The sequence below is a fragment of the Bradyrhizobium genosp. L genome (assembly GCF_015624485.1).
Classification (GTDB): domain Bacteria; phylum Pseudomonadota; class Alphaproteobacteria; order Rhizobiales; family Xanthobacteraceae; genus Bradyrhizobium.
On record NZ_CP061378.1, the window covers coordinates 5,624,207 to 5,646,533 of the forward strand.

18 protein-coding genes are annotated in these 22,327 nt (G+C 66.7%); 8 read left to right on the forward strand and 10 right to left on the reverse strand.

The genetic code is table 11. The features are described 5' to 3' along the window. The first annotated feature begins 13 nt into the window (after positions 1-13). On the forward strand, positions 14-925 hold the full coding sequence (locus IC762_RS26850; RefSeq protein ID WP_195785189.1) for a DMT family transporter: 912 nt from the start codon (positions 14-16) through the stop codon (positions 923-925). Here IC762_RS26850 and IC762_RS26855 read toward each other — a convergent pair. The 4 genes from IC762_RS26855 to IC762_RS26870 form a co-directional block, all read right to left on the reverse strand. Next, positions 870-2,273, reverse strand: coding sequence for an MATE family efflux transporter (locus IC762_RS26855; protein WP_195785190.1), 1,404 nt, complete (start codon positions 2,271-2,273; stop codon positions 870-872). The two genes, IC762_RS26850 and IC762_RS26855, sit on opposite strands and share 56 nt — an antisense overlap. Positions 2,274-2,330: 57 nt before the next feature. After that, on the reverse strand, positions 2,331-4,133 hold the full coding sequence (locus IC762_RS26860; protein ID WP_195785191.1) for an ABC transporter ATP-binding protein: 1,803 nt from the start codon (positions 4,131-4,133) through the stop codon (positions 2,331-2,333). 330 nt (positions 4,134-4,463) lie between these two features. Then, positions 4,464-6,053 (reverse strand): DHA2 family efflux MFS transporter permease subunit, encoded by a 1,590-nt coding sequence (locus tag IC762_RS26865; RefSeq protein ID WP_195785192.1) that lies wholly within the window; start codon positions 6,051-6,053, stop codon positions 4,464-4,466. 207 nt (positions 6,054-6,260) lie between these two features. After that, on the reverse strand, positions 6,261-7,544 hold the full coding sequence (locus tag IC762_RS26870; protein ID WP_195785193.1) for an HlyD family secretion protein: 1,284 nt from the start codon (positions 7,542-7,544) through the stop codon (positions 6,261-6,263). 186 nt (positions 7,545-7,730) lie between these two features. On the opposite strand from IC762_RS26870, the gene IC762_RS26875 reads away from it, so the two are divergent. After that, entirely contained in the window at positions 7,731-8,366 is a 636-nt protein-coding gene (locus IC762_RS26875) for a TetR/AcrR family transcriptional regulator (protein WP_195785194.1), read from the forward strand. Between the two features lie 126 nt (positions 8,367-8,492). Here IC762_RS26875 and IC762_RS26880 read toward each other — a convergent pair whose 3' ends face one another. The 6 genes from IC762_RS26880 to IC762_RS26905 all read right to left on the reverse strand — a co-directional run bounded on the left by IC762_RS26880 (position 8,493) and on the right by IC762_RS26905 (position 15,973). After that, the gene (locus IC762_RS26880; RefSeq protein WP_195785195.1) at positions 8,493-11,165 is read right to left on the reverse strand and encodes a flavin-containing monooxygenase; all 2,673 of its coding nucleotides are present in this window, start codon (positions 11,163-11,165) and stop codon (positions 8,493-8,495) included. Between the two features lie 364 nt (positions 11,166-11,529). Further along, the gene (locus IC762_RS26885) at positions 11,530-12,234 is read right to left on the reverse strand and encodes an SDR family oxidoreductase (RefSeq protein WP_195785196.1); all 705 of its coding nucleotides are present in this window, start codon (positions 12,232-12,234) and stop codon (positions 11,530-11,532) included. Positions 12,235-12,381: 147 nt separating this feature from the next. Beyond that, positions 12,382-12,765 (reverse strand): response regulator, encoded by a 384-nt coding sequence (locus IC762_RS26890; RefSeq protein ID WP_195785197.1) that lies wholly within the window; start codon positions 12,763-12,765, stop codon positions 12,382-12,384. A 107-nt stretch (positions 12,766-12,872) separates the two neighbouring features. After that, a complete protein-coding gene (locus IC762_RS26895) occupies positions 12,873-14,096 on the reverse strand; it encodes an extensin-like domain-containing protein (protein WP_195785198.1) in 1,224 nt (407 codons plus the stop codon). 637 nt (positions 14,097-14,733) lie between these two features. Then, entirely contained in the window at positions 14,734-15,075 is a 342-nt protein-coding gene (locus tag IC762_RS26900) for a hypothetical protein (protein WP_195785199.1), read from the reverse strand. 94 nt (positions 15,076-15,169) lie between these two features. Beyond that, on the reverse strand, positions 15,170-15,973 hold the full coding sequence (locus tag IC762_RS26905) for a DUF2147 domain-containing protein (protein WP_195785200.1): 804 nt from the start codon (positions 15,971-15,973) through the stop codon (positions 15,170-15,172). Positions 15,974-16,168: 195 nt separating this feature from the next. Here IC762_RS26905 and IC762_RS26910 point away from each other — a divergent pair, with 195 nt between their 5' ends. The 6 genes from IC762_RS26910 to IC762_RS26935 all read left to right on the forward strand — a co-directional run bounded on the left by IC762_RS26910 (position 16,169) and on the right by IC762_RS26935 (position 21,893). Further along, positions 16,169-16,954, forward strand: a complete 786-nt coding sequence (locus IC762_RS26910) for a DUF2147 domain-containing protein (RefSeq protein ID WP_195785201.1) — start codon at positions 16,169-16,171, stop codon at positions 16,952-16,954. Between the two features lie 140 nt (positions 16,955-17,094). Further along, positions 17,095-18,186 carry a helix-turn-helix domain-containing protein gene (locus IC762_RS26915; RefSeq protein WP_195785202.1) on the forward strand — a complete coding sequence of 364 codons (1,092 nt, stop codon included), beginning with the start codon at positions 17,095-17,097 and terminating at the stop codon, positions 18,184-18,186. A gap of 90 nt (positions 18,187-18,276) precedes the next feature. Continuing rightward, positions 18,277-19,083 (forward strand): CPBP family intramembrane glutamic endopeptidase, encoded by an 807-nt coding sequence (locus tag IC762_RS26920; RefSeq protein WP_195785203.1) that lies wholly within the window; start codon positions 18,277-18,279, stop codon positions 19,081-19,083. Between the two features lie 22 nt (positions 19,084-19,105). Then, a complete protein-coding gene (locus IC762_RS26925; RefSeq protein WP_195785204.1) occupies positions 19,106-19,723 on the forward strand; it encodes an inner membrane-spanning protein YciB in 618 nt (205 codons plus the stop codon). 122 nt (positions 19,724-19,845) lie between these two features. Further along, positions 19,846-20,172: a 2Fe-2S iron-sulfur cluster-binding protein gene (locus tag IC762_RS26930; RefSeq protein ID WP_246801266.1), complete on the forward strand. Its 327-nt coding sequence runs from the start codon at positions 19,846-19,848 to the stop codon at positions 20,170-20,172. A gap of 188 nt (positions 20,173-20,360) precedes the next feature. After that, entirely contained in the window at positions 20,361-21,893 is a 1,533-nt protein-coding gene (locus IC762_RS26935; protein ID WP_195785205.1) for a FecR domain-containing protein, read from the forward strand. Positions 21,894-22,327: the final 434 nt, after the last annotated feature.

Here is a 22,327-nt window from a genome sequence, read left to right on the forward strand (position 1 = left end):
AACCACGTCCATCATGTCCATGTCCTCCTCGCGCGAACGTCTCGGCCTGCTGCTCGGCTTTGTCGGCATGGCGATCTTCGGCGGCACGCTGCCCGGAACGCGCCTTGCGGTCTCGGCGATTGATCCGGGTGCACTGACCGCGATCCGGGCCGCGATCGCCGGCGTCTGTTCGCTGGCGGTGCTGGTCGCGCTGCGACGTCCGCCGCCGCCGCGCGCACTCTGGCCGCAACTGCTGCTGACGATGGCCTGCGTCGTCGTGCTGTTTCCGCTGCTGATGGCCATGGGCATGCAGCGCGTCGATGCCTCGCATGGCGGCGTGGTGTTCGGCGGCATGCCGATCGGAACGGCGCTGGTCGCCGTCGCAGTGACCCACGAACGTCCGCGACCGCTGTTCTGGATCGCATCGCTGGTCGGCGCCGCGCTGGTCGTTGCCTTTGCGCTGCGGCAAGGCGGCGGCACGCTGTCGATCGGCGACCTCTTCCTGTTCGCGGCCGTCGCGGTCGCAGCGGTCGGCTACGCGTTCTCCGGTAAGCTCACGGCCTCGATGCCGGGCTGGGAGGTGATCAGCTGGGTGCTGGTGATCGCGCTGCCTTTCTCGGTGCCGGCCGCGCTGCTGACCATGCCGGCCGATCTCCTCGACGTCCCGCTCAAGCCGCTGCTCGGCCTGCTCTATGTCGCGCTGTTCTCGCAATGGATCGGGTTCTTCGCCTGGAATGCCGGCATGGCGATGGGCGGCATCGCGCGGGTGTCGCAGGTGCAGTTGCTGCAGCCCTTCGTCACCTTCGCGCTCGCCGCTTTGTTCAATGGCGAGACCATCACCTGGCAGATCGTGCTGTTCGCGACCGCCGTGGTGGCGACGGTCGCGATCTCTACACGGACGCGGGCGCAGAAGGCGCCGCCTCCGGTTCAGCTTGTTGCGGAGTGATCTCGCTCGCCCGTGGCACCAGGCGCTTGCCGAACTCGCGGCGCAGCAGCCACAGGCTCAAGGCGGCCTGCAACGTCGTCGTCGCGATCGACATGTACCAGACGTACTCGATCCGGAAGCCCGGCCGCGTGGAGAGCCAGATCACCGGCACGGCGTAGGTGAGCAGGCGGGTGGCCGAGCTCAACAGCACCGGCTTGGTATTGCCGAGGCCCTGGAACATGCTGTTGCAGGTGAACACCAGCCCCTGCGCCACGAGATTGAGCGAGACGAACTGCAGGAACATCCCTGCGACGCCCATGGTCTCCCGATCGTTCGAGAAGTTGCCGAGTAGCCATTCGGGCTTGCATTGTGCCAGGACCGTGAAAGCGCCCATCACGACGCTGGCGATCGCCACCGCCTTGACGAAGGTCTCCCGCACCCGGCCCGCATTGCCGGCACCGAAATTCTGGCCGGCGATCGGGCCCGCGGCGAGCGCGACCGCAAGCGCCGGCATCTGGATCAGGCCGAGCACGCGCGTGCCGATACCGAAGCCGGCCTGCGCGCCCGGGCCGAAATCGCGCAGCACGTAATAGATCACGCCCATCCACGCGAAGATGATCGCGAATTCGCCGCCGGCCGGCAGGCCGACGTTGAGGATGCGCTTCCACTGATCCAGCCGCGGCCGCCATTGCGCGGGATCGAACGCGACATAGCGCTCGAGCCTGTGGAAATACGCAAACAGCATCGCGACGCCGATCAGGACCGCGATCGAGCTTGCAAGTCCCGCACCGGCGACGCCGAGCGCGTGGCCGGTGCCCCAGCCCGCGATCAGCACCGGCGCCAGCGCGATGTTGATGATGACGGCTGCCGCCTGCACCAGCATGCTCGGCCGCACGATGCCGGTGGCGCGCAGCGCCGAACCCATCACCAGCGTGATGAATTGCAGCGCCAGCGCCGGCATGAACCACAACAGATAAAGCGTGCCCGCCTCGACGGTCGCCTCGTCGGCGGCAACCGCGCGCATATAGGGACGCGACAGCAAGGCGCCGGCGACCAGTGTCACCAGCCCGAACAGAACCGACAGCACCACCGCCTGGTTGAACACCGAATTGGCGTCGTTGCGGTCCTTGCGTCCGACCGCCTGCGCGATCAGCGAGACCGCGCCGACGCCGAGCACCTGCATCAGCGCGTTGATCAGGAATCCGGCATTGCCGGCCGCGGCCACGCCCGCGACGGCGGCCTCGCCGAGCCCGGTGACGAAATACAGATCGACCAATTGGCAGATCATGATCGTGATCATGCCGACGACGATCGGTGGCGCCATGGTCAGGATGTGGCTCACGATGGAGCCGCGTGTCAGGTCTTTCATTGTCGATTCCCCGGCGTGTAGCTGTCGGACTTTCGTCTCTCAGCTACACGCCACCATTTACTCTGCTGCCGCGATCTGGCCGAACTCGGTCGCCTGCCGCTCGAACAGCGAGCGGTAGATGCCGCCCGGCCGCGCGGCGAGCACCTCGTGCGTGCCCTGCTCGACGATCTCGCCGCGGTCGAACACCAGGATGCGATCCATGCTGCGCACGGTCGACAGGCGGTGTGCGATCACGATCGAGGTGCGGCCCTTCATCAGCCGCTCCATCGCCTGCTGGATCAGCGCCTCCGACTCCGAGTCGAGGCTCGAGGTCGCCTCGTCCAGGATCAGAACCGGCGCATCCGCCAGGAAGGCGCGCGCCAGCGCCACGCGCTGCCGCTCGCCGCCCGACAGCTTGACACCGCGCTCGCCGACCAGCGTGCCGTAACCCTTCGGCAGCCGCATGATGAAGTCATGCGCATTGGCCAGCCGCGCCGCCTGCTCGATCGCCTGCATCGAGGCGCCGGGCCGGCCGTAGGCGATGTTCTCCGACAGCGTGCGGTGGAACAGGATCGGCTCCTGCTGCACGATCGCGATCTGGCTGCGCAGCGACTGCTGCGTCGCCTTGGCAACGTCCTGACCGTCGATCAGGATCCGGCCAGCCGAGACGTCGTAGAGCCGCTGCACCAGCTTGACGAAAGTCGTCTTGCCGGAGCCGGAGCGTCCGACCAGGCCGACGCGCTCGCCCGCACGGATGTCGACCGACAACGCGTCATAGAGCGGCCGGCGATGGCCGCCATAGTGGAACGTGACGTCGTCGAACACGATGCGGCCGCCCGCGATGTCGATCGGCTTGGCATCGACGGCGTCGATGATGCCGAGCGGCTCGCCATGGATCTGGACCAGCTCCTCCATGTCGTTCACCGAACGCTGCAAATTGTTGATGTGCATGCCGACATCGCGCAGGTAAGCATGGATGATGTAGTAGCTGGTCAGGACATAGGTGACGTCGCCCGGCGTGGCATGGCCCGCCGCCCACAACAGGATCGCACCGCCGATCACCGACGCGCGGAAGCACAGCAGCACCAGGAGTTGCGCCGCACCGGTGTGGTTGTAGCGCAACCAGGTGCGCCGCACCCGCTTGCGCCAGCGGCCGATGACGCCGTCGAGCCTGATGTCCTCGCGCGTCTCGGCACCGAACGACTTCACCACTGCGTTGCAGGTCAACGCATCCGCCAGCGTGCCGCCGACCTTGGTGTCCCACGCGTTGGAGACGCGCGCGGCCGGCGCGACATAACGAACCGTGAACGCCATCGTCATCGCGACATAGATCACCGAGCCCACCGCGATCACCGCGCCGAGCTGCGGCCAGTGCAGGCCGAGCAGGATCATCGAGCCGACCAGCACCACCAGCGACGGCAACAGCGCCATCAGGATGGTGTCGTTCAGCAGGTCGAGCGCCCACATCGCGCGCGTGATCTTGCGCACGGTGGAGCCGGCGAATGAGTTGGCGTGCCAGTCGGTCGAGAACCGCTGCACCCGCATGAATGCCTGCTCGCCGACGTCGGACATCATCTTCAGCGTGAACGGCACGATGATCTGGAGGCCGACCAGCCGCAGCGTCACCGACAGCAGGCCGAGCGCGACGATCGCACCGAATGCGAGCATCGCCGCATGGCGTGCGGCAGCATCATTGGCGCCCGCGGTCAGCGCGTCGACCAGATGGCCGGAATAGACCGGCATGAACAGGTCGGCGGCGGTCGCGCCGAGGAATCCGCCGACCATGGCGAGGCCGCGCAACGGCTGCTCCAGCCAGTGGCGGAAGACGAATGGCAGGACGATCCGGATCGCAGCCGGTCGTTTGGTGGTGAGAGTGGTCATGGCGCATTCCGGCTACGCACATGTTGCGCAAGCCGGCTCCATCTGAAGCGACGAGCGGACGGAATCCGGCCGCAAGCGAAGCTGAAAATGATCGTTAAGGTATTGGGAAGCTTGGGTGATCGGGCATCAGGCCCGATCAGGGCTGCTGTGAGCTAACGCGTAAGCGCGTCCAGCATCACCGAACGCGGGCGCGCGATCTGCAAATTCGACGAAATCATGCGCATCTCCCCGGTTCGAGCAACGATGCGCCGCTTATAAATGCATCACGCGCGATTGGCAAGATGACATCCGCGTGAGCGCGTCAAACCGCGCGAGTGTGGCCGTTCGGACTCAGTGCGCGTCGCCGCCGGGTGCGCCCATTCGCGGCGGCTTGTTGACGAAGAGGATCAGGACGCTGAGGGCGACATAGAACAGCGACAGCATGAAGAAGGCGTCGCCATAACCCATCACCTGCGCCTGGCGGTGCACGATCTGCGACAGCTGCTTCATCGCCATGATCGCGGCGTCGCCCATGCCCTGCATGCGCTGGGTGAGCATGTTGAGCGTCTCGACCGCAGTGGTGTTGCCCCAGGTGACGCGGTCCTGCAGCCGCGAGATGTGCAAATCGGTGCGGTCGTTCAGCACCTCGTTGATGACGGCGAGCCCAAGCGCTCCGCCGAGATTGCGCATCAGGTTGAACAGGCCGGAGGCATTCTTGACGCGGTCCGGCGCCAGCGTGGCGAGCGCGATGTTGTTGGTCGGCACCATCGCGCACATCATGCCGATGCCGCGCAGGATCTGCGGCACCAACAACTCATAGAAATCGTAGTCGCGCGTGATCCAGGTCATCTGCCAGGAGCCGAGCGCGAAGGTGACGAGGCCGAACGCGATGATGTAGCGCAGATCGACCTTGAGCATCAGCCGCCCGATCACCGGCGCCATCAGGAACATGGTGATGCCGGAGACGAACATGGTCTCGCCGATCATCAGCGCGCTGTAGCCGCGTATCTCGGCCAGATAGCGCGGATAAATATAGGTGAGGCCGTAGAGCCCGATGCCGATGCAGAACTGCAGCACGCAGCCGACCGCGAAGTTGCGATTGGTGAAGGCGTAGAGGTCGACGATCGGCTCCTCGGCGGTCAACACCCGCCAGAAGAAGGCGATCGCGGAGACGAAGCCGATCGCGGCGCAGACCGCGACCGAGGTGTCCTGCAGCCACTCGTATTGCGGACCTTCCTCGAGCACGTATTCCAGCGAGCCGAGAAAGCCGGCCATGAAGATCAGGCCCCACCAGTCGAAACGATCGAGCAGCGCGAGGTTGGGCTGGTCGAAATCGATCAGCGCCAGCACGCCGATCGTAATGATGATGCCGGGCACGATGTTGATGAAGAACAGCCAGTGCCACGACATCAGGTCGGTGATGTAGCCGCCGACCGTGGGACCGATGGTCGGCGCCAATGTCGCGACCAGGCCGATGATCGGCGCCACGATGTAAAACTTGGTACGCGGAAAGATCAAATAGGCCGAGGCGAACACCGTCGGAATCATGCCGGCGCCGAGAAAACCCTGCAGCGCGCGCCACAGAATCATCTGGTCGATCGAGGAGGCGAAGCCGCACAACAGGCTCGACGCGGTGAAGCCGATTGCCGAGATCGCGAACAAGATCCGGGTGCCGAGCGCACGTGACAGGAAGCCGGACAGCGGGATCGCGATCACCTCGGCGATCAGATAGGCGGTCTGCACCCACGACACTTCGGTCGAAGACGCCGACAGACCGGCCTGGATCTCGGTGAGCGAGGCCGAAACGATCTGGATGTCCAGGATCGACATGAACATCCCGAACACCATGATGATGAACGCAAACAGCCGCTTCGGCTGGATGCGCTCGGACGCCGGCGTGGCATTCATCATCGAAGGAGAGGCCGTGGTCGCGTTGGCCATGGGCTATGGCTCGCTGTTTGCCGACACCTCTCCCCAACTGGGAGAGGTCGGCGCGCAGCACCGGGTGAGGGGCCGCCGATCCCACGAGAGGCCGTAACCCCTCACCCGGATTGCATCTGACGATGCAATCCGACCTCTCCCACAAGGGGAGAGGTAGACCGTTGATGCGGCAACCCTCTGTTCAGACGTCATAGTGCCTTCAAGGCATCACTGCGGATGGATCATCATCGGCGCATCGAGATCGGCATCGCTGTCGGCGTCGGGTGCGCCCTCGCTGGTGTCGACGGTGGTGTAGACCGACATGCCGGCGCGCAGCAGGTTCTGCCTGGCGACGCTTGCGGGCACCCGGATGCGCACCGGCAGGCGCTGCACGATCTTGGTGAAGTTGCCGGTGGCGTTGTCGGGCGGCAGCAGCGTGAACACCGCACCCGCCGCCGGCGAGATGCTGTCGACGACGCCGGTGAACTTGCGCGCGCCGTAGGCGTCGACCTTGATGGTCACGCGCTGGCCCGGACGAATACGCTTGAGCTGGGTTTCCTTGTAGTTGGCGTCGATGAAGACGCCCTCGAGCGGCACCACATTGCCGAGCCGCTGGCCGACCGTGATGTAGTCGCCGGTATTGACCATGCGGTTGGAGAAGGTGCCGTCGACCGGCGCGCGGACCTTGGTGAAGTCGAGATCGCGCTCGGCCCTGGCGAGCTGTGTCTGCAACTCGGCGAGTTGCGCGCGGGCCTCGGCCTGCTGCGCCTTGGTCACCTCAACATTGTCCTTGGCGGCATCATAGGCGGCCTGCGCCGAGCGCACTGCGGCCTGGCCCTGGTCGCGGCCGGCTTCGGAGACTTCGAAAGTGGCGCGCGAGGCAAAGCCCTTGTTGCTCAGCGCCTGCTGGCGGTCGAAATCGAGCCCGGCGCGCTTCAGCCCGGCTTCGGCGGAGACCAGCTGCGCCTGCGCCTGCTCGACCGCGCTCACCGCCGCGCCGACTTGACGGCCGATGCGCTCGATGGTCGCCTCCTGGGTCGCGATCCTGGTGCGCGCGGCGTCGACCGCGATTCGATAGTCGCCGTCATCGATGCGGTAGATCACGTCGCCGGCCCGCACGGTGGCGTTGTCGCCCGGCAGGATCGCAGCAATGTGGCCGGCGACGCGGGCGCCGAGCATGGTGTTGTTGGCGCGGACATAGGCGTCGTCGGTCGAGATGTAGAAGCGCCCGACCAGGACGTAGTAGCTGGCGTAGCTCGCGGCTGCGAGCGCGAGCAGCCCGAGCACGCCGATCATCACGAATTTGCGCTTGCCGGATTTCGGCGCGGCCGCGGTCGGCTGCTGTTTCGGCGCGGGCGCAACCGGCGCCTCCGCGGGACGGGTCTTGGCTTCTTCCGCAGCGGGAGGCGCGCCGTGGTCAGCGGCGCCGTCGCGCGCAACATCGTCCACGGCCGTCTCTAACTCGGGCTCGGAACGAACGATGCGGGCAGCCAGGTCTCTCGCTGCGGCCATAGACGGCTCCCCCAAAAAATCTCGAAGCAAAAAATCGCGAATGCCGGAAGCCGGCCTCGCGGATCGTGCGAGACATAGCATTGACCGAACCGTTCGGTCAATCTATATTCCCTTCGCGCGGATTATAATGCGTCGATTCTTACCTTCCCCCATTTTGCGTTGAGTTCTTGCCGAGAAGCTAAATCAATGGTTGCAGCCGCCCCCCACCCGCTTCCGCTCGCCGGCGAGGAGGAATCCTCGAAGCGCCGCCAGATCCTGGACGGTGCCCGCAAGGTGTTCATGGACCTCGGCTTTGACGGCGCCAGCATGGGCGAGATCGCCCGCGCCGCCGGCGTCTCCAAGGGCACGCTCTATGTCTACTTTCCCGACAAGGCCGGTTTGTTCGCGGCGATCGTCGAGGAGGAGAAGCTCGAGCAGGGCCAGATCGCCTTCAATTTCGATCCCGCACGCGACGTCGACACCACCCTCCCGGAATTCGGCCGCGCCTATATCGCGATCCTGTGCCGGCCCGGCGGCGGCTCGGCACTGCGCACCGTGATGGCGATCGCCGAACGGATGCCCGAACTCGGCAGCCGGTTCTACACCCATGTGCTCGCCCACACCGTCGAACGCTTCGCCAATTATCTCGAGGCGCGCGCCACGCGCGACGCGCTCGTGATCGACGACTACGAACTGGCCGCCTGGCAGTTCATGCAGATGTGCCAGGCGACGCTGTTCCAGGCATTCCTGTTCCAGGCCAAGCCATCGCCCTCGCCGGAGCGGATCGCCATCGTCGTCGACAGCGCCACGCGCGTGTTCTTCGCGGCGTACCGGGCGAAGTAGACACCCTCCCCTCGTCATTCCGGGGCTCGCCTCTTGGCGAGAGCCCGGAATCCATTTCACGACAGCGCTTGGGGCCCGATGGATTCCGGGCTCGCGCCAAGAGGCGCGCCCCGGAATGACGGACAGCTAGTTCGCGGCCGCGTTGATCTTCGGCAAGGCGCTGCCGTTGTCCTGCTCCATCTCCTCCGGCAGTCCCGCAAATCGCCGCAGCACCTTTGCCATCTTCACGCGGCCGCTGACGCCGGTGATGATGACGTCGACCATCACGAAGGACGAATGGAAGTGGCCGTGCGCCTTGAGCTGCTCGACCTTGACGCCGGCCTTCGCCAGCGCATCGCCATAGGCGATGCCTTCGTCGCGCAGCGGATCGAATTCGCTGGTCGCGATGAACGCCGGCGGCAGCCCGTCGAGCTTGCCGCGCAGCGGCGCGACGCGCGGATCGGTGCGGTCGGCGGGCGAACAGTAGAGATCCCAGAACCAGTACATCAGCCCGCGGGTCAGGAAATAACCGGTCGCGTTGTCGACATAGGACGGCCGATCGAAGGTCGAATCCGTCACCGGGCAGATCAAGAGCTGTCCCGCGATCTCCGGCCCGCCGCGGTCACGCGCGAGCTGACAAGTCACGGCGGCGATGTTGCCGCCGGCGCTCCAGCCGGCGACCAGCACCGGCCCCGGCCTGCCGCCAAGCTCGGCGGTGTGGGCGGCGATCCAGCGCGTCGCCGCAAAACCGTCCTCGGCCGCCGCGGGGAAGCGATGCTCCGGCGCGTGGCGATAGCCGACGCTGACGATGATCATGCCGGTGCGGCGGCACAGATCGCGGCAGAACGGATCGTCCGACAGCTCGTCGCCGAGCACCCAGCCGCCGCCATGGAAATACACCACGATCGGATGCGGCCCCGGCGTCGCCGGCCGATAGAGCTTGTAGGGCAGCGGACCTTCCGCGCCTTGCAGCATGCCGGTGCCGACCTCGCCGACCGGACGACCTGCGGGGCGGCCCTTGTTGAACTCGGTGAGGAAGTCGCGTGCGCCCTGCGCGCCCATGGTCTCGAGCGGCGGCAGGTTCATCTCGCCGAGCAAATTCAGCACCAGCCGTACGTCCGGCTGCAGCCGCACGATCTCGCCATCGTTACACTGCGCAGCAACGCCAGGACCCGACAGCCTGAAGCCGAGCATGCCGCGGCCGACCACCTCGTTGCAGATGCTGCGATAGGGACCGACGCCGCCGGTATAGGGCATCACCACCTGCGGCTTGCCGGGCACGTTGGCGCCCGTGTACCAGGTGTTGGCAAGCCGGTGCAGCGTTAGCGTCGCGCAATCCGCCATGTGGCGCTGCCAGCCGGCCTGCGCCGTCTCGGTCGCTTCCATCGTCGTGAAGCCTGCCTCGCGCAGCGCCGCGATGCGCTCGACCACCCAGTCGACATGCTGCTCGATCGACACCGCCATGTTCGACAGCACCGACGGGCTGCCGGGACCTGTGATCATGAACAGATTGGGGAAGCCCGCGACGGTGACACCGAGATAGCTCTCGGGCCCCCGCGCCCAGACATCGGACAGCGACTTGCCGCCGCGGCCGGAGATCGGATGCACCGCCATGATCGCGCCGGTCATGGCATCGAAGCCGGTCGCGAACACGATGACGTCGACATCGAAGCTGCGCCGGTCGGTGGTGATGCCGCCGGCAGTGATCGCCTTGATCGGCTCCTGCCGCAGATTGACCAGCGTCACGTTCGGACGGTTATAGGTCGCATAGTAATTGGTATCGAGGCAGGGCCGCTTTGCACCGAAAGGATGATCGCGCGGCGTGAGCGCCTCGGCGATCTCCGGATCCTTGACGACCGCGCGGACTTTTTCGCGGATCAGATCGGCGACGTGTCTGTTGCCGTCGACATCGACGCCCTGGTCGGCCCAGAGCTGGGTCAGGATATGGACCAGATCGCCCGCCGCCCACGCCTTCTCGAACCGTTCGCGCCGCTCGGCGTCGCTGAGCTGCCAGCTCACCACGGTCTGCTGCGGATACGGCACGCCCGCCATCGACCAGCGCGCGTGGTCGCGATAGGCGGCACGATCGGTCTCGAAGTAGGTCTTGCGATCCTCCGGCGCCGGCCCGTTGCCCGCAGGCAGCGCGAAATTCGGCGTGCGCTGGAACACGGTGAGCTCCGCGGCCTGCTCGGCGATCAGCGGGATCGACTGGATGCCCGACGATCCCGTGCCGATCACGGCAACGCGCTTGCCCTTGAGGTCGACGCCGTCATGCGGCCAACGTCCGGTGAAATAGATCTCGCCCTTGAAATCCTCGACGCCGTCGATCTCCGGCGGCTTCGGCGCCGAAAGGCAGCCGGTCGCCATGATGTAGTGGCGGCAGGAGACATCGCCGTTGTTGGTCGCGATATTCCAACGCTCGCTGTTATCGTCCCAAGTCGCCTTCGTCACCTTGGTGCCGAAACGGATGTCGCGGCGCAGATCGTAGCGATCGGCGACGAAGCCGAGATAGCGCAGGATTTCCGGCTGGGTGGCGTATTTCTCCGACCACGTCCAGGCGGTGTCGAGCTCGGGATCGAAGGTGTAGCTGTAGTCGATGGTCTGGATGTCGCAGCGCGCGCCGGGATATCGGTTCCAGTACCAGGTGCCGCCGACGTCGCCGCCCTCTTCCAGCGCGACCGCCGACAAGCCGGCCTTGCGCAGCCGATGCAGCAGATAGAGACCGGCAAAACCGGCGCCGACCACGGCGACGTCGACCTGCTGCGTGGTTCCGCGCTGCGTGGAGTCCGAAGCGCGTGCTGCAACCGCTGCGTCTGGCATACCATTCCTCCCGAATGTTTGATTTGGAGGAAGGCTAGTCCCGCGATTTCAGTTTGTCATCACGCGAGATGCAATCTGCCGTCGTCACAATTGTGACGGGCGTGGCTTGGACTTGGATATGCAGCGTGTGGACGCAATTGTTGGCACAGCGGTCACGACAGCGACGATATAAGCGAGCACGCGAAGCCAGACACACCTCCGCTGTCGTCCCGGCGAAAGCCGGGACCCATAACCACCGAAGCCGATTGTTGCGCAACGCTGGGGCCACAGCTGTCTCTAACAACACAACCCTGTGGTTATGGGTCCCGGCCTTCGCCGGGACGACGCCGAATGTTTGGAGACGCTAGTGACTGCGCTGATCGCATCAAACCGACCGCATCAATCCGCCGTCGACGCGGATGTTCTGGCCGGTGATGTAGCCGGCGCCTTTGGAGACGAGGAAGGAAATCGTCGCCGCGATCTCGTCCATCTTGCCGTAGCGCTTCATCGGCACGCTGTCGCGCCGCGCGTCGGTTTGCGGCAGGCTGTCGATCCAGCCCGGCAGCAAATTGTTCATGCGCACATTGTCGGCGGCGGTGCTGTCGGTGAACAACTTTGTGAATGCGGCGAGGCCGGCGCGGAACACCGCCGAGGTCGGGAACATCGCGCTCGGCTCGAACGCCCAGGCGGTGGAGATGTTGACGATCGCGCCGGACTTCTGCGCCTGCATGATCGGCGCGACCAGGCGCGTCGGGCGGATCACGTTCATCAGATAGATGTCGAGGCCGGTGTGCCACTGCTCGTCGGTCAATTCGAGCACTGCCGCGCGCGGGCCGTGGCCGGCGCTGTTGACCAGCGCATCGATGCGGCCCCACCGCGCCATCACGCCGTCAACGGCGCGCTTGAGGTCGTCATTCGATCGGTTCGAGCCGGTGAAGCCGAGGCCACCGAGCGCGTTGGCCAGCGCCTCGCCTTTGCCCGACGAGGACAGGATCGCGACGCGGAATCCGTCGGCCGCCAGCCGCCGCGCCGCGGCCGCTCCCATGCCACTGCCGCCCGCGGTGACGAGCGCGACCTTTTCCAAAGCCATGGTGGATCCCCGTGCTGACGAAAACTGACGCAACGTCTAGCACCGGAGATCGCAGCCCGGGAAGATGAGCGCGCGGATGTATGAATGCGAGACGGACGGCCCGGGGATCGCATAGAGACAGAATAAGCGCCGGGCCCGGACCCGTCGTCAGACCGGCGCCGCGCCCTTGAGCAGCTTGCCCACGGCTGCGACCAGTTCATCGGGCGAGAACGGCTTTTGCAGCAGCACGCTGTCCGGCACGCCCCTGGTCGGCCACTCGTCGCCGCCGCCGCCGGTGATGTAGAGCACCGGGAACGACGGATCGATCTCGCGGGCGCCGCGCGCCACGCGCCAGCCGTCGAGCCGGCCGAGCAAACGGATATCGGTGACGAGCGCGCTGTACTTGGTCTGGAACGCCTTCAGCAGCGTCAGCGCTTCCTCGCCGGAGGGCGCGATCGCAGGCTCGAAGCCGCCGTCCCGCAGGGCGTCCTCGACCATCATCTGCAGGTCACGGTCGTCTTCGATGACGAGAATGATCGGCGCGTCTTGCAAAGCTGTCCCCCAGAACCGGCCGAGGATGCCCCGGCTCGGCGAGCATAAGCAGCAAATAATGGCCACCGTTGGCACGGTGCCACCCAGTAGAAATACGGACGTGCGCCCTATTCGTCGGCGAATTCGTCTTCTTCGTTGACCCCGGGCTTGCCCCGGGGCGCAGCCGGCTTTCTGCCGCCAAGCGATCCTGTGGCATAAGGATCGCGCGCTGCATAGGGGTTGCGGCCAGCGGCGCGGGCGGCGACCTCCTCGCCGGAGCGGGCCGCCGGCTCGCAGATGATGCGGCGGCTGGCGCGGCGCATCAGGTCCACATGGATGTGGTCGTAGTGATAGACGTTGGAGCCCGGCGCCAGCACCGTATTGAAATGCTGGCAGGCGCCGCCCTGCACGTCACGCAGAAAGCCCTGCTCCTCCGGCAGCCCCTTCCAGCCATCCTTCACCACGATGCGGCGGCCGTCGGCCAGCGTGAAGGCGGCGATATCGAGCGCATTGCCGAACGCGTGTTCGGAGATGTGCGCATGCGGATTGCCATTCATGCCGCGGCACGAATAGGCCGAAATCTGCTTGATCTCGACGACGCGCGCGCCGAACCAGCGCTGCGCTGCCGGCTGCACGGAATCGGCGAGCCAGCGCTCCAGCACCGAGACGATCGGGCATGCCAGGGTCGCGGCCGGCTTCACGGCCACCGGACCGACCGCGGCAATCGCGCTGCCGTTCGATGGGCCGAGCCGCGGCGGCGGCGCTTCGGCCGGCGGCTGCTGCGAATAGGGCGCCGGCGAATACGATCCGGCGGCGCTGTCGCGCTGTGAACGGGACGGCAGGCCGGGGTAATAGGGTTGGCCGCCGCGCGCGTCGGGCGTGCCCTCGGGCGGCAGATCGATCTCGTCCTGTTGCGGCGCGACGCCGGGAGCGGAGAGCGAGATCGGTCCGCCCGACTGGCCGCCATAGCCCGGCTGGTTGCCATAGCCCGGCTGGCTCACAGCCTGGCTGGAATACGGCGCCTGCTGCTGCGGCGGGTTGATCGGCCAGCGCGGCTGGTTGCCGACCGGCGCCGGCGGCCGCAGATCGTCGGCAAATCCGTAAGCCGAATTGCTTTCGCCGAGTGCAGCGACCTTGAGCGGGAACTCGGCGCCGCAGGCGCCGGGACCCGAGATCGGATCGATACGGACGAGGTCGGCGCTTTCCTTGACCGCGCCGGATTTCAGGCATGCGGCCTCTGCCTCGGCCCGCCACGGCTCGCGCTCGGCAGTCTGAAACAGACCGCGACTGCAACCAGCCAGCGAAACAAGGACAAGGGAGCCGACGAGATACAAACGAACTCCACGCGTCATGCCGCGCAGGTTCTGCGAATTTAATTAAAGACTCTTCAACGCATTGATTTCATGTGTTTTTAACCATGCGATGGAACCCGGCAGCGCGATCGCGCGTCGCCGAGCTTGGTTTCTCGTGATGACCAGGTGGAGCGAACGACGACCCTGCTGCCATACGATGACGTGACGTTGGAGAATTCACCCTCGAAGGTCACGCCACATCACGCCAACGCGCGCCGCAATAGAATCAGCGCAACCAATCGGAGCCTGGCCGCCCCTGGGTTCGGCGAGCGCGTTTCACGGATTTATTTGAGGGCCGATCAACATATTGATCCGCCATTGCTTTGACCGCACCGCGGAACGCGGCATGGCTGCCGAAGGTCGACCTGGACAGGACCACTGACTTTTTCGGCCGGGAACCACTTGCTAGCGTCGGCGTTAATGCGGGCAGCGTTGTGAACCAAGGGAGCTTCCCAATGGATTTCGCGAGTCCTGTGCTGAGCAAGCTGAGCATTGTGGCCGCGTACATCGCGTTAGCCTTCGTCGGCGCCATCATCCTCGGCGTCTTCTAGACATTCGATCAGCCCTGAAGTCTCCGCGCCCGGCGGCCGCCCCGCCGGGCGCTTTGCGTCGATGGTTCGCGTCCAGATTTGAGCCGTCAGAAATTCGAGCAGCTCGAGCCGGTGACGCTGCCGATCGTAAAATCGTGGCAGACGAGGCCGGGATTGTCGGGATCGGGATAACCGTCATCCGTCCTCTGCCGCTCGCGGATCGTGTGCGAGAAGCGCCAGCCGCGGGCGCGCATCCAGTTCTTGTAGGGCCGTGACGTCGGCGAGCCGTTCTGCGGTGCGCCAAACTGCGCATCGCAATACGCATGGTCGACATGCAGCGCGTCGTCGCCGCGCCTCTGCTTCAGCATGTTGGTCCAGATGTCCTGATCGGCATGGGCGGCGGCAACGCCGCCGACCAGCAAGAGCGCCATCAGACTCACGCGTTTCATGCTTGCCTCCATCGCTTGCACTGACACCTGTCGGTCGCGCGCGATGAGGCTGCGGGTTCGAAGCCGGCCGGTTACAAATTGGACATTTGCGCGCTCATGACCGCGGTTCGGATTGGTCCCGCCGCTCGGTGAACACGCGGCGCGGCGAGCGCGAGACGCGGAGCCAGTCGGCGCCGGTGCAATAGAAGCGGCCGAGCGCGCACGCCTCGACCCGCAGCGTGTCGATCCCCTTCAGCCGCATCGTGCCGTAATAGGTGCTGCCGCTGCCGGCGCTGTAGACGGTGCCGCTCCACTGCGTGTCCTTTTTCGGCTTCATGTTGATCAGCACGGCTTCGCCGAGATCGCGTGATGACTTGTCCAGCACATAGCCGCACAGCGCCGTGCCGCAGCTGCGGATCCGCACCAGGCCGTCGGCCTCGGTCTGCCAATCGCCGACCGGCGCCTCGGCCGGCTCGTCGTCGCGTTGGCGCGGCGGCGCCGCAGGCGCGGGCTCGCGCGCCGCGACCGGAAGTGGCGCAAGCAGTGGCACCGGAGCCGCGACAACGGGCCGTGGCGGGGGTGCCGGCGGCGCTGCGACCGGGGCGGCTGCGACCGGGGCGGGCTTCTCCACGATCGCCGGCGCGGCAGACGGAGCAAGCGGTGGAAGCACGGCGCTTGCGACCGGCGCGGCGGCAATCACCGCCGTCGTCGCCGGCGCCTTGACCGGCTTTGGCGCATCATAATTCTCATCGCGGCCGTCGCGCCTGGAGACGCCGGAGACCGAGACGCAGGACAGCGAGCGGCACCGCGTGGATTCGATATGGATCCGATGGCCGCCGACCGAGAACGAGATGCCGCTGCCGGCATGGGCCGACGAAGCGAGCAGCATCAGCACGGCGAGCAGCGAAAAGCGCGTCATGGGAGTCTCCCGGATGTCAGGCCGACGCTAGCCGGGAGCCGCTCGCGGCGCCGTGATCTGAGTCACCGTGGCAGCCGTCCCGCGACCGCCCGGAGCGTGATGCACATCACGGAAGCCGGCGCTGGCGGCGCGTAGCTTCCGGGCATCATCCGATGCAACCCGGCACACGCCGCTCAACATTCAGGGGAGACTGTCATGAAGAAGCTCGTTGCGATCGCCGCCCTGCTGATGGCGACCACCTCAGCCCATGCCGGCGGGGCCGGCATCACCTTCCAGATCGACGGCCAGCGCATCCATGTCGAAGCGCCGCGCAACTGCAACGCGCTGTCCTGCATCCGCATCGTCGCGCCGGGCTACAACGGCAATATCGGCGACATCAACATGAAGGGTCTCGGTTCGAAGAAGGACGACGACGATGACTATGCCGCGTCCGACACGCCGCCGCCCCCGCCGCCGTCTTCGCCTCGCCATACGCGCTATCGCGTGCCGGCCACCGCGCAGCAGGACCAGCAATCGGCAGCCCCCGCGACGGCCGATGTGTCGCCGCCTCCTCCGCCGCCCGCCCCGACCACAACGGTCGCGACCGCCGCTCCTGCACCGGTCGAGGCCACACCCGTTGCGCCGGCGCCGGCTCCGGTCGCCGCCACCCAGCCCGCGCCGCAGCCTGCGCCGATCACCGCAGCCCCAGAGCCCGCGCCGACCGGACCGATCGGCATCTGGGCCACCGAGGAGAACAAGGGCAATGTCCGCGTCGAGCAATGCGGCGCCAACCTCTGCGGCTACTCGGAGAAAAGCGGCGAGCAGATCCTGATCAACATGAAGCCCGCCGGCAGCAAATGGAGCGGCCGCATCCACGACCCCGACTCCGGCCGCAATTACGACTCGACCATCGCGATGAAGGGCCCGAATGCGATGCGGGTGCAGGGTTGCGCCTTTGGCGGCATGTTCTGCGGCGGCCAGACCTGGAAGCGCGCCGGCTAGCTCAACGCGCGTTCTCGATGCCCGATGTCCGCTGCCTCACCCCCGGCCCAGCGGACATCGGCCGTTGATGCCCGCTTCATCCGGAGCATCCGAGACGGTATAATCTCCCGACGCAATGAATCTCACGGGAGCGGCACCAGATGGCGTTGACGGCTCTTGATCTCGGCCTCCGCGGTGCGGTGGTCGGGCTGTTCCTGGTGGTCTGCGCCGTCCTGCTGCTGCGCTACACCGCCGTGCACCGCGCGGCGAGCCTTGGTGCCGCGCTAGGCGTGGCAGGTGCGGCCTACGCGATCTCGACGGCGCCGTTCTTTCCCACCTGGTCGTTCGGCTGGAGCTCGCCCTTTGTCGCACTCGGCATGAGCTCTCCCGTCATCCTGTGGCTGTGGGCGCGCATGATCTTCGACGCGCATTTTGTGCTGCGGCCCTGGCATGGCGTGATGTGGGCGGTCGTCGCCGGCATCGGCGTCGTCACTTTCAGCGGCTCGACCGGCTGGCCGGGCCTCGCGGCGACCTGCGGCCGCCTGCTGGCGCTGACGACGATCGCCTGCGCCCTGCTCGCCATGGCGCAGATTCCGAAGGGCTGGCGCAAGGCCATCGCCACCGCGCGCGGCCGGCTGCTGGTCGCGCTGATCATCGGCATCAGCCTGCAGATGATGCTGGGCGCGGGCGCCGGGCTTGCCGCGATCCCGATCCGGGCCAACAGCCTCGCGCACGCGCTCGGCCTCGGCGCCTTCGCGCTGATCTCGGTCTGGATGATGCTGTTCGATCCGCCCGAGAGCGAGCCGGCCGTGGCCGGCGCTGGCGGAAGCGATCAGGCCACCCAAATGGCGCGCTCGCTTGGCAATGTTGACCTGACGGCGGCGGACCACGCCGCGCTCAACCGCCTTAAATATCTGATGACGACCGAACGGGCCTACCGGCAGGAGGGGTTGAGCATCGGCGTCCTCGCGGTCAAGCTTGGCCTGCCGGAGTACCGCTTGCGCAGCCTGATCAATGACGGGCTCGGCCACCGCAACTTCAACGCCTTCGTCAACCGGTATCGCCTCGACGAGGCCAAGGCGGCGCTCGCCGATCCAGGCCAGACCGAAGTGCCGGTGCTGACGATCGCGCTCGATGCCGGGTTCCAGTCGCTGGCGCCGTTCAACCGCGCCTTCAAGGCTGAGACCGGATTGACGCCGACCGAATTCCGCCGGCGGATCGCGGGCGCGACGGAAATCGCCCCGTCAGACTGACAAATCGTTCCTCGATTTCGAAATTCGATAGGCGCGAAGCCGCGCGATCTGCCTGACTGGGCCCGAACGACAGGGATTCGAGGCATCCAGGTGAGTGAGGCTGTACGAGACGGCTCGGTCCAACCCGCCGGGCTCTGGACCCCCGCGGGCCGCGGCGGCTGGCGCGAAGGCGCGGTTGTCCTTGCAATCGTGCTGGCACCGGTCGGACTGGCGGTGATCCTGACCACCGCGGCCATGCTGGCGCTGGTGATCTGGCAACTCCAGGATCAGGGCTACGTCGATCTGCCGACACCGGCCAATATTCGGCTGCTCGGGATGTTGTGCTACGTCGCCGGCAGCTGGATTGCGGTGGTCGCGGCCTGGTTCTGGTCGCAGCGACGGGGCATGCGCCGCGACGTCTTCATCTTTCGCCGGCTGACATGGCCGGCCGCGGCGGCGAGCCTCGTCGGGCTGGTGATCGCGGTCTATGGCGCCCCGGCCGCCACACACTGGCTGTCGCATGCCCTCGGCGGCGGCGGGCCGGGCGTCCGGATCAATCTGCACAGCCCGTACACGACCGCAGTCTATCTGCTGGTTTTCGTGATTACGTCGCCGTTATGCGAGGAGGTCCTCTATCGCGGGCTCCTGGTGGCCTGGCTACGTCGGGTCGGCTGGCATGATGTCGCGATCTGGCTGGTCGGCAGCCTGATCTTCGGGGCCAACCATGTCATCGCGCTCGGCGTGGCCTGGAGCATCGTCATGGTAGCCTTCGGCGCGATATTGTTCGCGCTCCGGATGCGCCATGGCTCGCTCACGCCGGCCTGGCTCACCCATCTGCTGTTCAATGCGCAGCCATTTCTGATCCTGCCGCTGATCAACAAGTTCGCCCCCGCCTTGCATCCCGGTGTCATCTCTTAAGCGACGTGGAGTTCAACGACCGATGAAGAATTTCCTCCATGCCGCCCGGCTGCTGCTGCTCGACCTGGCGTCGACCCTGGTGTTTCTCATCCTGTTCCTGACGACGCACAGCACTGCGCTCTCGGTCGGCCTCGGCGTCGCGTTCGGCGTCGCGCAGATCGGCATCCAGCTCGTCCGCGGCAAGCGAATCGACGTGATGGAATGGCTGAGCCTGTTCCTGGTCGTCGCCGCGGGCGGCGCAACGCTGCTCACCCACGACCCGCGCTTCGTGCTGATCAAGCCGAGCGTGATCTACGCGGTCGTAGGCTGTGTGATGCTCAAGCCAGGATGGCTCAATCGCTATCTGCCCGAGATTGCGAGGACCGTCGTGCCCGATGTCGCGATCAAGGTCGGCTATGCCTGGGCAGGCCTGATGTTCGTCTCCGCGGCGGTGAACGCGTTCGTCGCGCTGACCTGCGATGTGGCGACATGGGCCGTGGTGATGCCGATCTACGGCATGGTGAGCAAGATCGTCGTTTTCCTCGGCGGGTTCGCGGCGATGCGCATCATCGGCCGGCGCCGCGTCCGCGCCATGCCGGAAGCCGAACGCAACGCCGTGCTTGCGCTCGAGGGAGGGACGGCGACGGCCCAGGCTGGTTAACCAAACCGACGCGCCGCACGACGAAACCATTTCGCCCGCGCGACGAAGCCGTACTGAAACCAAGCGTCCCTACTGATCGCCCCGTCAACGCGCTGCTTCGGCGCGATCTCAAGGGGGACATCATGGCTTTCACTGCATCCGCACTTCGCCACGGCAAGCTCGTCGCCGCCGCCGCGATCGCGTTCGGCCTCATGACCTCGGCGTCCCATGCCTACACCGACGAGCAGCAGCAGATGTGCACCGGCGATGCGATGCGGCTGTGCAGCTCGGAAATTCCCGACGTCGATCGGGTGACGGCCTGCATGGTTCGCCAGCGCGCGCTGCTCAGCGACGGCTGCAAGGCGGTGTTCCACTACGTGCCACCGGCGACCACCGCTCAGCCGGCGAGCTATGCGCCCGCGACCAAGCCGGGCAAGCCGCTCAGCATCACCCCGCACAAGCGCGGCTGAACAAAAATCCCGTCGATACCAGCGAGCACCGTGCCTGGCTGAGAGGCGCGGTGCTTGATTGCGCCGACCCGCCATCACATGATGGCCGAATCGTTCATTCGGCATTCAGCCGGACGCGGCTCAATTGACGATCCGTTCGAAGGGTCCGCCCAAAAGTCCGTTCAAGTCTTTCCCGGGAATTGGTGGTGATGCGGCGCAGGCTTGCTTTCGCGCTTCTGCTTGGTGTCGGCGTCGTGACCGGCTGGCGCGCGCAGGCCGTCGCGGCACCCGAGCTGACGCAGCTGGCGCAGGCCCAGCCCGCGCAATCCCCCGCGCCCGCTCCAGCTCCTGCCACAACGCCGGCTGCACCTGCTCCGGTGGCGCCCGCAACGGCAGCGCCGACGGCCACGCCGCAGGCCGCGGCACCCGAGCCGATCGGTAACGTCGCGACCTTGACCGGCAGCGCGACCGTCACGCGCAACAACACCACGACGCCGCTGCAAATCCGCGACGACATCTTCGCAAATGACGACGTCTCGACCGCGGCGACGTCATCGCTCGGCATCACCTTCAACGACGGCACCACGTTCAACCTGCGTGCCAACACCAGGATCACGATCGACAATTACGTCTATGAAGACGGCGGTGCGCAGAACAACGCGCTGTTCGATGTCGCCAAGGGATCGGCGGCGTTCGTCGCCGCCGCGGTCGCCAAGACCGGCGACATGCGGATCTCGACGCCGACCGCGACGCTGGGCATCCGCGGCACCACTGGTCTCGTCGAGATACCTGAAGGTGCCACCGCGACCAGCGACAATGTCGGCATCAAGCTTTATCCCGACGCCGACGGCCATGTCGGACGCATCGAGGTGCACGACCGCAGCGGCGCCTCGCTCGGCGTGCTGACGCGCGGCGCGAGCGGCTTTGCGATCCGTGCCGGCACCGGCGGTGCGCGCTTCGCCGCGGTGCCGCTGACGATCTCGCCGCAGCAGGTCGCGCGCGACCAGGGTTTTGTGCGCCAGGTGCATTCGGCACAGACGCTGGGCCGCCAGGTCGTGACCGAACAACGCGACTTCCGCCGCGCCAATCCTGACTTCCGTCGCAACAACCCGCGCGCGCCCTATCCGAACCGCGGCCAGCCGGTGCAGCCGAACCCGCAGCGCCAGAACGGCCTGCCCGGCCAGAACCGCAATGCGCCGCAGCAGCCGGGTCAACAGAACCGTCCGGGCCAATTGCAGCAACAGCCCGGCCAGCAAAACCGTCCCGGCCAGCGGCAGCAACCCGGCGCACCGGGCCGGCAAGGTTCGCAGCAGCCGGGCACGCAGCAGCACGCTTTGCCCGGCCAGCCCGGCGGCACGGCGCTGCCGCATACTCCGGGTGGGCCGACGCCAGCCGGGCAACAACAGCCAGCAGGTCAGCAACCTGGACGCCAAGAACCTGCTCGCCAAGGCGCCGCGCCGCAGCCCGGCGGACAACCTGCTGCGCGGCAAGGCGGCCTGCAGCCGGGACGGCCGCAACAGCCGCCCGGCGTTCGCCCGCCGGGTCAGCCCGTCATTCCGCGCCAGGGCGCGATGCCGCCTGTGCAGGGTCAAATGCGGCCAGGCGTTCAGCAGGCCGCACCGGGCGGCCGGCTGCCCGGCTTCCTGCGGCCCGGTGTGCAGGCACGTCCCGGTCTCCTGCAACGACGGCCGCCGCCGGCAAGGCCTGCAAAGCCGCCGCCCAAGGAAAAACGCCGGAATTGATCGTGGTATCTGCCGCGTGGCGTCAGGCCGCGCGGCGCAGCCAGTCGCGCACGCGCGCAAGCAGGTTCTTGCGCACGATCGTCTGAGGCAGCGCACCGCCGGGCTCGATCTCGTGTTCAAATGTCGGCGCCTCCGCCAACACAGCCGCCTCGACCGTCTGCTCCGCTGCGACCGCTTGGTCGGTCTCCGAGGCTGTGTCGTCCGACGCGACGTCTTGTGGCGCGGTGGCCTGGACATCCGCTTCGTCTGCAATCTCGGCCGGCGTCTCTGCGACGGGCGTGACCTCGACCACCGGCATCTCTATGACGAGCGGAGCCTGTGAGGCTTCCAACGCCGTCGGCTGCGCGACGGCGGGCGGCGTCTCCGCGACCATCGGTACGTCCGCCGTGTCCGGAGGATCAACGACCGGCGTCTCCACCGTCGGCGCCTCCGCG

Bases quoted from the DNA above. Each gene is read 5' to 3' on its own strand.
- IC762_RS26850 (WP_195785189.1), top strand. From the start codon at position 14: ATGTCCATGTCCTCCTCGCGCGAACGTCTCGGCCTGCTGCTCGGCTTT.
- IC762_RS26855 (WP_195785190.1), bottom strand. From the start codon at position 2,273: ATGAAAGACCTGACACGCGGCTCCATCGTGAGCCACATCCTGACCATG.
- IC762_RS26860 (WP_195785191.1), bottom strand. From the start codon at position 4,133: ATGACCACTCTCACCACCAAACGACCGGCTGCGATCCGGATCGTCCTG.
- IC762_RS26865 (WP_195785192.1), bottom strand. From the start codon at position 6,053: ATGGCCAACGCGACCACGGCCTCTCCTTCGATGATGAATGCCACGCCG.
- IC762_RS26870 (WP_195785193.1), bottom strand. From the start codon at position 7,544: ATGGCCGCAGCGAGAGACCTGGCTGCCCGCATCGTTCGTTCCGAGCCC.
- IC762_RS26875 (WP_195785194.1), top strand. From the start codon at position 7,731: ATGGTTGCAGCCGCCCCCCACCCGCTTCCGCTCGCCGGCGAGGAGGAA.
- IC762_RS26880 (WP_195785195.1), bottom strand. From the start codon at position 11,165: ATGCCAGACGCAGCGGTTGCAGCACGCGCTTCGGACTCCACGCAGCGC.
- IC762_RS26885 (WP_195785196.1), bottom strand. From the start codon at position 12,234: ATGGCTTTGGAAAAGGTCGCGCTCGTCACCGCGGGCGGCAGTGGCATG.
- IC762_RS26895 (WP_195785198.1), bottom strand. From the start codon at position 14,096: ATGACGCGTGGAGTTCGTTTGTATCTCGTCGGCTCCCTTGTCCTTGTT.
- IC762_RS26900 (WP_195785199.1), bottom strand. From the start codon at position 15,075: ATGAAACGCGTGAGTCTGATGGCGCTCTTGCTGGTCGGCGGCGTTGCC.
- IC762_RS26905 (WP_195785200.1), bottom strand. From the start codon at position 15,973: ATGACGCGCTTTTCGCTGCTCGCCGTGCTGATGCTGCTCGCTTCGTCG.
- IC762_RS26910 (WP_195785201.1), top strand. From the start codon at position 16,169: ATGAAGAAGCTCGTTGCGATCGCCGCCCTGCTGATGGCGACCACCTCA.
- IC762_RS26915 (WP_195785202.1), top strand. From the start codon at position 17,095: ATGGCGTTGACGGCTCTTGATCTCGGCCTCCGCGGTGCGGTGGTCGGG.
- IC762_RS26925 (WP_195785204.1), top strand. From the start codon at position 19,106: ATGAAGAATTTCCTCCATGCCGCCCGGCTGCTGCTGCTCGACCTGGCG.
- IC762_RS26930 (WP_246801266.1), top strand. From the start codon at position 19,846: ATGGCTTTCACTGCATCCGCACTTCGCCACGGCAAGCTCGTCGCCGCC.
- IC762_RS26935 (WP_195785205.1), top strand. From the start codon at position 20,361: ATGCGGCGCAGGCTTGCTTTCGCGCTTCTGCTTGGTGTCGGCGTCGTG.